The organism is Bacteroidota bacterium (assembly GCA_030706745.1).
Classification (GTDB): Bacteria; Bacteroidota; Ignavibacteria; order Palsa-1295; family Palsa-1295; genus PALSA-1295.
Genome location: JAUZNX010000016.1, coordinates 65,952 through 75,177 on the forward strand (window position 1 = coordinate 65,952; position 9,226 = coordinate 75,177).

The window sequence follows — 9,226 nt, forward strand, 5'->3', positions numbered from 1 at the left end:
CTCACTGAGAGGGCGCTTAGTCTCAGCTGGTTTAGAGCGTCTCGTTTACACCGAGAAGGTCGGGGGTTCGAATCCCTCAGCGCCCACTTGTCAGAACCGGGATGTATGGAATGCATGAGATTTTTTGGATGTAAACCAAGTCGATGCTTGGGACTTACCTCAAGTGCATCTTATATATCCCGGTTCTGCGTTTTGCTGCTGCTCGTCTCATGTGGGCGGCGAACTCCTCCACCTTCGAATTATCGCGAAATCGATGTCAAGGATGGCGGAAGTATCTCTGGTACGGTCCGGTATGCTGGAGCGAAGCCGCCGGCAGATCCCATCATCATCGAGAAGGATCAGGACGCCTGCGGAACGTCGCATCCCAACACCTCCAATCCGGGCCCAGGTGAATCGATTTCGGGCGCCATCGTCTATCTCGATTCTATTGCACGTGGCAAATCATTCGCTGGAATGAGCCCGACGGCAACGCTCGATCAGAAGAGCTGCGACTTCGTCCCGCACGTGCAAATCATCAAGAGCGGCACGAGCATTATTGTCTCCAACAGCGATAAAGTCTTGCACAATTTTCACGTGTGGTATGGCCTCATCACGGTGATGAACGAAGCGCAACCGGAGGGCGCTCCACCGCACGAAATCATGCTTCCCGAGTCAGGTCTTCACGTCGTCAAATGTGATGTTCATCCCTGGATGCGCGGCTTTATTATGGCGGTCGATCATCCATACTATGCGATAACCGATTCCACAGGGCACTTCACCCTTTCGAACGTCCCGCCGGGACATTACACGCTAAAGATGTGGCGCGATAATTGGTCGATCGATCAACCACGCGGCCGCACCGGACACGTAAGCGATTACAACTGGGGCAGCGACTTTCGGAATCAGAAAGAAGTCGATGTGCGGCCGAACGCAGTCACTACTGCCGATTTCAGTCTACCATGATCTTCCTTCTATGAACAAGTCGTGGGTCGCATTCGTCCTGGTCGTCGTATCCCTCTTCCCGCCCGCGCGCTCAGCAGCGCAAGCCTCTGATCCATGCAGGCTTGCCGCGTGGGTCATGCAACAGCAACCGCACACCACTAGGACCCTCGAAGCACCGCCTCCCGTCCTGCGCGATACCATCATCAATGTCGATGGTGTGTCCCACAAGATTTCTATTCCCTTTGGTTTTACGATGACGGTGTTTGCGCAGATCTCTGGTTGCCGAGGACTCGCATGCTCGCCGGACGGAGTAATTTATGCGACATCCTCTAATGGCAGTATTTACGCGCTTCCCGATCATTTGCATCAGGGTAAACCAGACTCGACGATTCTCGTCGCTTCCGGCCTTGTGGATCCACATGGTATCGGTTTTGATAACAGCGAGTTATTCGTTTCGAACAATGGGGCGCTTGTTCGCCTGATTTCCGCTCCGGCGAGCCGAGTTGCTATTCGGAACGATACGATCTCTCTCCTTCCCTCCGATCCGGCGCTGAAGGGCCATCACACACGAAATTTTGCCATCGATACACTGCAAGAAAGGTTTTACGTGCAGGTGGGCTCCAAAGGAAATATAGACACAACCGACCTGGCGCACCGGGCACAGATTGTTGAAATGAATTTGGATGGCTCTGGCTATCGTACGTTTGCTCGCGGCCTCCGGAATGCCGTTGGCATGGACATCGATCCACGAACCGGCGCACTGTGGGTGGATAATAATGGCATGGATAACATCTTCGGCTCTGGCACCGAGATGACTGCGAACAATCCATCGGAATCCATCTATCTTGTTTGTGATGGCGCAAATTATGGATGGCCCTGGTGCTACGGGTTCCGCATGAGAAATCCACTAATGATGAACCTCGACACAAGCATTGTCGAGACCTTCGATGGACCTGTGGCCGAAGTCCTTGCGCATGAAGCACCTCTCGGATTACACTTCTATCGCGGGACGACATTCCCAGCACTCTACCATAACGCCATTTTCCAATGCTATCACGGTTCATGGGACCGTAACCCACCCGCGCCACCACGCATCACGGTGATGTGGGCCGATTCCGACGGACGGAATGCTCGCGTGACCGATTTTGTCAATGGCTTCCAACCAGACTCAACCGGGACTCGCTGGGGCCGCGTCGTCAGCATCATTGAAGGCGGCGATAGCGCGCTCTATGCCTCGGACGATCAAGCCGGCGTAATCTATCGGATCGCATGGACCGGCACCGGCGCCGATGTCGCAAAATCTCCGCTTGCATCATTCACGGTAGGTGATCCTGTTCCGAATCCAGCGAGCGATGCCGTCAGTATTCCAATTTCTCTCGCGACCGCAAACCTCGTTCGTGTAGAAGTATTCGATCTGATCGGACGATTGATTTACGCCTCGCAACCAGAATTCCTTGACGCCGGCGCGCACAGTTTACCGCTCGGTCTCACCCGAGTACCGAATGCTAATTATGTTGCTCGGCTTACAATCGGTACTTCGATAGTGTCAAGACAGATTGTTCTTTCGCGATAAGCCGCGAACCCAATCATCCCGATGAGTCCCATGAGGCCAATAAGGCTTATGTACTTTCCTACTACTTCAGGTTCTGACTCGACTAAACTCAGATCGAGACGATAATCTCCAGCCGGGAGACTTGCAGTTGCGATACCGTTCGGATCGGGCTGAAGACTCGCGACATTAGGCCCTCTGCCTGCAACGGAGTCCCAAATTGTCAGCTTCCAATACGGCCAGTAGAACAGATGAAAGCGCGCGGGTGCCGGCTGTGTAAGATGAACGTGAAACGTCATTGCATCGGCATCCTGGGCAATCCGGACAATGCTGTCCTCTGTCGGAGTCAACCCGAGGAGCATCGCCGGAGGATCCCCAATGCGAAACATTGCGATCGCTTTGATCTCGCCGGGATCGTTCGAGCACCAAACGGGATGATATTCCGGCGCATCGATGCGATACCGGTCGTACGGCAGCAACGGATGAACGATAAATGTCGTCGCCAGGCGGGCTTCACCGATCACCGTCACAATCGCCAGTCCGACGAGCAGCCAGGAAAGCACGATGGAAGCTCGAACAGCAAAGGCCATTGCCAGTGCGAGTAGAAGCACCGAATTCCATCGCCATGAGAACTGCACGATGGAAGCCGCATGCAAATGCCAGAGCGGCGTAAAGATTGGAATCTGCACGACAACCGCGATCAGTGCAATCCACCACCATGCACCTTGCCGTAATCGGTCGCGCCATGCCAGGAGGAGATACAATGCTCCCGCGACCAGAGTGGCCAGCGCGAGAAACCGAAGCCACCCATGAAAGCGAAACAGATCGAGCACTGCGAAGCCGGTCGTCTGCATCTTCACATCCCACAAATGCTCCGGATGGATAAGCGGTCGCAAGAACGCCGCTGGCAATAGATAGGCCGCCGACACTGCGGCCGCGATCAGAAGTGCCACGCCATGCTCGATGACCGATGCTTTCCTCCGCTCGACGATGAGTGCAACGAGGACGCTCGCACCGGCCAAAACCGTGATGGGAATATTTGTTAGCACCAGACCGGACCAGGCGATTGAAAGTAGTGCAATGGTTTGCAGACGACCGTGTAAGCGAATGAAGACCTGAGGAAGGAACATCATTGCCCAATGCTCACCGAGAGCATCGCGGACAAAGACGTCGGCGAAGTGGTACGCGAGGAAGCTATACGTAAGCGCGACGGTCGCGATGATGAGTGGACGATTGGCATATCGTCGAGCGAGCGCAGCGCTCGTGACGAGCGATCCCATCGTCGCAATCAACGCCATCACGTTATAGAATGGAGTCGGGACGTACGGTAGAAAGAGCCGGAGGAAGCTTGCAATCCAATACGGCAGCGGCGGATAGAAGTAAAATGTCGGCGAGCCAAAGCCACCATTGGAGATCGGTAGCCAGCGAGGATAGGCAATCCCCTGCGCGCGCAGCCGTGAGAATTGATCGAGCCAGTTCAGATGCACGTCGGCATCGTGCCCGACGGCAGGATAGCCCGCAATAGAGAAGAGCAAGCTGACGAAGGAAGCCGCAAGCACGAACGAAAATGCGGCACGTTCGTGACGTGCCGCATCTCTCCAGGCCGCAGCAAACCAATTCATCAGCCTAATACCTCGACGATCGTGCGTGCCGCTTGCTCGCATTCTACGAGTGAGACATCAAGATGCGTGATGGCGCGCAAGAGTCCGTGCGAACCCATTGAGAGGCGCACTCCACGCTCGCTGAGCTTTGCAAGCTCTGCATCTCCAGCAGCCTTTCCGTTCACACCAAGAAGTATGATATTGGTCTGTACGCGGGACATATCAATGTAAACGTTCTTTGCATCACTCGCAATAATCTCCGCGAAGCGGCGCGCCTTCTCGTGATCTTCCGAAATGCGCGAGCGGTTGTTGCGCAACGCATAGAGGGCACCGGCCGCGATGATTCCGGCCTGCCGCATCCCTCCGCCCCAGATCTTGCGCATGCGACGCGCCTTCGCAATCATCTCTTTTGAACTGACGACGGCACTACCCACCGGCGCGCCGAGTCCTTTCGAGAAGCAGACCGAGACGGTGTCGAAATGTTTCGCATACTCGATCGGCTCGACTCCGGCGTATGCGCAGGCATTCCACAATCGCGCGCCATCCAAATGCATGCGAATGTTGTTCGCGTGTGCGAACCCGCTCAGCGCCTTCACCTGCTCGACGGGATAGACTGTTCCGCCCGCGCGATTGTGCGTATTTTCGAGCGCCAGCAGCCGGGTGACCGGCATGTAATATGCAGTCTCCCGAACCGCCGGTTTCACCTCGTCCACGACAAGCCGGCCAAGATCGGCAGCCTTGACCGGATGGAGCTGAACGCGCGAGAGGAAGCTCGCGGCGGTCGTCTCATAATTGAAAACGTGCGAGTCGTATTCGAGGATGACCTCATCGCCTTCGGTCGTTTGGATGTTTAGCGCGAGCTGGTTCGCCATGCAGCCGGTCGGCACATAGAGTGCGGCTTCTTTGCCGAGCAGCGCCGCCACCTCTTCCTCCAGCGCCTGGACCGTCGGGTCTTCCGAGAAAACATCGTCGCCCACTTCAGCCTCAGCCATAGCTTTCCGCATGGCAGGGCTCGGTTTAGTCACAGTATCGGATCGAAGGTCAATCACTTATCCACAATTATTTAATTAAGCGAACCTGGCACTTGACTTTACTTTTGTAAGTTCGTAAGTTTGCACCGTGGATGATCACTCATCCACCCACAAAATTACGCATGGATAAGCCAAAGTCTGCAGATCGGCCAAATGGGACCCGAATTCCGAAGCTGGAAACGCTCGGAATCGACGCGATCGATCTCGCCCTGCTCCGCCAGTTGCAGGTCCAGGGACGGACTAAGCGCAACGAGCTGGCCGAGAGCGTTGGGCTATCGCTGCCGGCCGTCAGCGAACGGATGCGTAAGCTCGAAGAGCGCGGAATCCTGGAGGGCGTTGCTGCAAAGCTCGACCCGAAACGGATGGGACTCGATGTCGCTGTATTCATCACGGTGACCGTCGAACAATCGAGCAATTACCCGGAATTTCTCCGCGCCGCCGAAGCGCATCCGGAGATCATGGAGATCCATGCGATCACGGGCGATGGCTCGCATCTCGTGAAGGCGCGAACGTGGAACACGTCCACACTCGAGCGACTGCTCGGACAGATTCAGACCTGGCCCGGTGTAAAACAAACGCGGACGAACGTCGTGCTCAATACCTACAAAGAGACGATGGCGCTGCCGATAGAAGAATTAGAACCGGGATTACGCTGATTTTGGCTGATTTCGCTGATGACAATTCGAATAGAACTCCATCATGATTAATCAGCAAAAATCAGCGTAATCCAGGTGTTACTCATCACTCGTTACTTTAGGAAGCTATGACCAAATCCGAAGTCTTGTCGCACGCAAAGGATCAGAAAGTCGAGTTCATCAATGTCATGTTCACCGACTTGCTCGGCGTCATGAAGGCACTGACCATCCCGGTCTCAAAGCTCGAAGATGCCATCGAATCGAACGTGTGGTTCGACGGATCGTCCGTCGAAGGCTTCGCGCGCATCGCGGAGTCCGACATGTATCTCAAGCTCGATCTCAAAACATTCACTGTGATTCCCTGGTCACGCGCCTCGCGCGCGGTCACGGCGCTGATCATTGCCGATGTCTACATGCCGGACGGCACGCCGTTCGAAGGCGATCCACGCGGCATCCTGAAGCGCCAGCTCAAGCGCGCTGCCGACATGGGCTACACGTTCAACACCGGCCCGGAACTCGAATTCTTCCTCTTTAAGAAGAACGGCGATTCGCTCCAGCCGCTGCCACACGACACCGCCGGATACTTCGATCAGACGACCGACATCGCCAGTGAGATCCGCAAGGAGATGAGCTTTGCGCTCTTCGAAATGGGCATCGATGTCGAGGCGCTGCACCATGAAGTCGCGATTGGGCAGCATGAGATCGACTTCAAGTACGATAACGCTCTGCGTTGCGCGGACATCGTCATCATCATGAAGTATGCGCTGAAATCCATTGCGATGCATCACGACCTGCACTGCACGTTCATGCCGAAGCCGATTGCCGGCATCAACGGTTCAGGCATGCACGTCCACCAATCGCTCTTCTCACCGGATGGCAAGAAGAACCTGATGTACGATCCGAACGGTGAGTATCTGCTCTCATCGCTGGCGAAGAGTTACATCGCCGGACAGCTCGTCCACATCAAAGCGATGAACGCGATCCTGAACCCGACCGTCAATTCGTACAAGCGGTTAGTCGTGGGTTATGAGGCGCCGGTGTATGTCGCATGGGGCCAGCGCAATCGCTCGGCACTCATTCGCATTCCGCGCATCACCAAGGGACGCGAGAAAGCCGTGCGTGCCGAACTTCGCTGCCCCGATCCGAGCGCGAATCCGTATCTCGCGTTTGCAGTCATGCTCGCGGCCGGTTTGGACGGCATCGAGAAGAAGATGCAGGCGCCCGCGCCGGTCGAGGAAAATATCTTCGAGTTCACCGACGAGACCGCGGCCGCGCGTGGCATCACCACCGTCGCGAAGAACCTCATGGACGCGATCGAAGAACTGAAGAAAGACCCGGTGATCTGCGAAGCGCTCGGCAGCTATTGCGTCGAAAAACTCGTCGAAGCCAAAACCGCCGAGTGGGACTCCTTCCGCATGTCGGTCACCCAATGGGAGTTGGACCGGTATCTGGAGGTGTATTGATTCCAAATTCTCTCCCCTCCCGCAAGCGGGAGGGGAATAACAAAAATCTTCTCCCCTCCCGCTTGCGGGAGGGGCCGGGGGAGGGCCGAGCCAGTCCCGTTAGGGGACAGCCCCATAGGGGCGGCATATGTGCCTGCCCGCCGTGGCGGGTAGCCCCCGGCGTGAGCCGGGGGTTTTGCGTTTTGATTCATACTCAGAGTCCCGTAGATACCGTATTAGTTCGTTCCTCCGTTCCGTTGTGATTTTTGATATTTAGGGTCATATGCCCGTTGATGCTTTTCCATCGCATAGAGGAGATGTATGAGTTTTCGAGCGACGGCCATCTGTAAGACCATGGGCTTTTTCGAGGCATGGTTGCTCGTACATACCGTGATGGCCTTATTGTATTGACGCGCGGAGAGTGAGGCCATGAAGAAGGCATAGCGTAAGCGTCTATTTCCCATCTTCGAGATAGGTTGCGAGGCGGGTTGACGCTGTCCGGACTGACTGACCCGTGGCGTCATGCCGGCATAGGCCGCAAGCTGCTTTGGATGGGTGAACTGTTGGCTATTCGGCACTTCTGCCATAAACGTCACGGCCGTAACGAAGCCGATGCCGGGCGTAGAGGTGATCAGATCGTATCGCTTCTGCATGGCCTCATGTTCGTGCAGGCAGGCGCGGATGTCCTTGGTGATGAGACGGATTTCCCTTTCATAATGGGCGAGATCGGCTCGGATCGAACGCTCGATGTGTGTTTTCGCTGCGCTCGTCAGATACGCGAGTTTCTCCATGCGGTTTTTGGCTTTGGCCCGGCACCGCGTAAGGTCATGCAGGTGGCGGACCAGATCGCGTAGTTCGTCATACTCCGCGGGCAGCGGATGCCAGGGTCGTAGCCGTTCCGCCATCGCTGCCGCATACCGGGCGATCAGATCAGCATCGGCCTTATCGGTTTTGGCACGCTGCATCGTGGCGCGCATAAACGCATGGACGGCCGTGGGATTGGCCAGAACGATCGTCTGCTCGCGTTCGTGGAAAAAGAGCGCCACCGCCGCACCATAGAGATTCGTCGCTTCCAGGCACACGGTCACGTCCGTCACACCCTGGCGACGAAGCCATAGGGCTAAGGCTCTGAGACCCGACGAGGTATTCTTGACTTGCACCGACGTGCGATGGCCCTGCTCGGCGAGCAGACAGCCATCCAGCGTCGCCTTCGATACATCGATCCCCAGGATTGGATATTTGTGTTCCATTGTCTGTTCCTTTCAGTGATACCACGACAGATGAGAGTGTAGCGGGTGTGCTGGCGGTTCACCTTGTGCAATGCAGGCTTCGGCCCCATCAGGACCGGCCTCTGATACCGTTCAACCTCTGGCACACGTGCAAAAACGTGGGACCTACTCTCCGGAACAGGGTCGATAATGCATCTAACAGTATCGCCGCTAAGGAACGGTGAAGTTCACCACGCTTCTGCTACACTCCGTCTGTTGCGGTTTATATACCGTAACAAAGGCTGCTACAGAATGTGAGCAGTATACAAGGCACGGCGTACGCGCAGCCCAGGGTGGAGCGAAGTGGAACCCTGGGTCACGGAATCGCAAAAATAGTTATTAGCCCTGAAAGGGCGATGTACATCGCCCCCCCGGGGCTTTTGATTTTTGGTTGGATCCCAATCCCAGCATTCCGCTTCGGTGCACCATAGGTGCGCCTCGCTTCATGCTGGGCTGCGAGTACTCCGTCCCTTCGGGACTCGATTTCAAAACCACCCGCCATTTTTGTCGTATATTGGCACCGGCTATTATGAGCACCATGTCGGGGAAAATATGAAATATGAAGTATGAAACATGAAATTGGGTGCCCCATTTAGAAAGGACGCATTACTATGGCACTTATGATTCCGGGCGTGCGACGAATCCATCGGGAGCTATCGATCGAGCGGTTGTTTGGGCTGGCCGATCCGCCGCCTGTCCGGTCGCTCTATCACTATGAAGGACTGAAAGGCAAGATCGACGTGCCGAGCGAGTCGATTACGATGATCCTCTCACGGGAC

The 9,226-nt window shown here is 55.8% G+C and carries 7 protein-coding genes and 1 tRNA gene; 5 read left to right on the forward strand and 3 right to left on the reverse strand.

All coding sequences use genetic code 11. The annotated features are described in order from the left end of the window. Positions 1-10 precede the first annotated feature (10 nt). The 3 genes from Q8902_14220 (at position 11) to Q8902_14230 (ending at position 2,494) form a co-directional block, all read left to right on the forward strand. Positions 11-86 (forward strand) — tRNA-Val (locus Q8902_14220). Between the two features lie 106 nt (positions 87-192). Further along, entirely contained in the window at positions 193-942 is a 750-nt protein-coding gene (locus Q8902_14225) for a carboxypeptidase regulatory-like domain-containing protein (protein MDP4200715.1), read from the forward strand. 10 nt (positions 943-952) lie between these two features. Continuing rightward, a complete protein-coding gene (locus Q8902_14230; protein MDP4200716.1) occupies positions 953-2,494 on the forward strand; it encodes a PQQ-dependent sugar dehydrogenase in 1,542 nt (513 codons plus the stop codon). On the opposite strand, the gene Q8902_14235 is transcribed toward Q8902_14230, so the two are convergent. Next, on the reverse strand, positions 2,431-4,092 hold the full coding sequence (locus Q8902_14235) for a hypothetical protein (GenBank protein MDP4200717.1): 1,662 nt from the start codon (positions 4,090-4,092) through the stop codon (positions 2,431-2,433). The two genes, Q8902_14230 and Q8902_14235, sit on opposite strands and share 64 nt — an antisense overlap. Next, on the reverse strand, positions 4,092-5,075 hold the full coding sequence (locus Q8902_14240; GenBank protein ID MDP4200718.1) for a GntG family PLP-dependent aldolase: 984 nt from the start codon (positions 5,073-5,075) through the stop codon (positions 4,092-4,094). The genes Q8902_14235 and Q8902_14240 overlap by 1 nt, the downstream gene beginning before the upstream one ends. Positions 5,076-5,224: 149 nt before the next feature. Here Q8902_14240 and Q8902_14245 point away from each other — a divergent pair, with 149 nt between their 5' ends. Both Q8902_14245 and glnA read left to right on the forward strand, forming a co-directional pair. Continuing rightward, complete coding sequence (locus tag Q8902_14245) at positions 5,225-5,758, forward strand: Lrp/AsnC family transcriptional regulator (GenBank protein ID MDP4200719.1); 534 nt, start codon at positions 5,225-5,227, stop codon at positions 5,756-5,758. Between the two features lie 107 nt (positions 5,759-5,865). Next, entirely contained in the window at positions 5,866-7,200 is a 1,335-nt protein-coding gene (glnA, locus tag Q8902_14250) for a type I glutamate--ammonia ligase (GenBank protein MDP4200720.1), read from the forward strand. 215 nt (positions 7,201-7,415) lie between these two features. Here the strand turns inward: glnA and Q8902_14255 are convergent, their stop codons facing one another. Beyond that, positions 7,416-8,429 carry an IS110 family transposase gene (locus Q8902_14255; protein ID MDP4200721.1) on the reverse strand — a complete coding sequence of 338 codons (1,014 nt, stop codon included), beginning with the start codon at positions 8,427-8,429 and terminating at the stop codon, positions 7,416-7,418. Between the last annotated feature and the right edge of the window lie 797 nt (positions 8,430-9,226).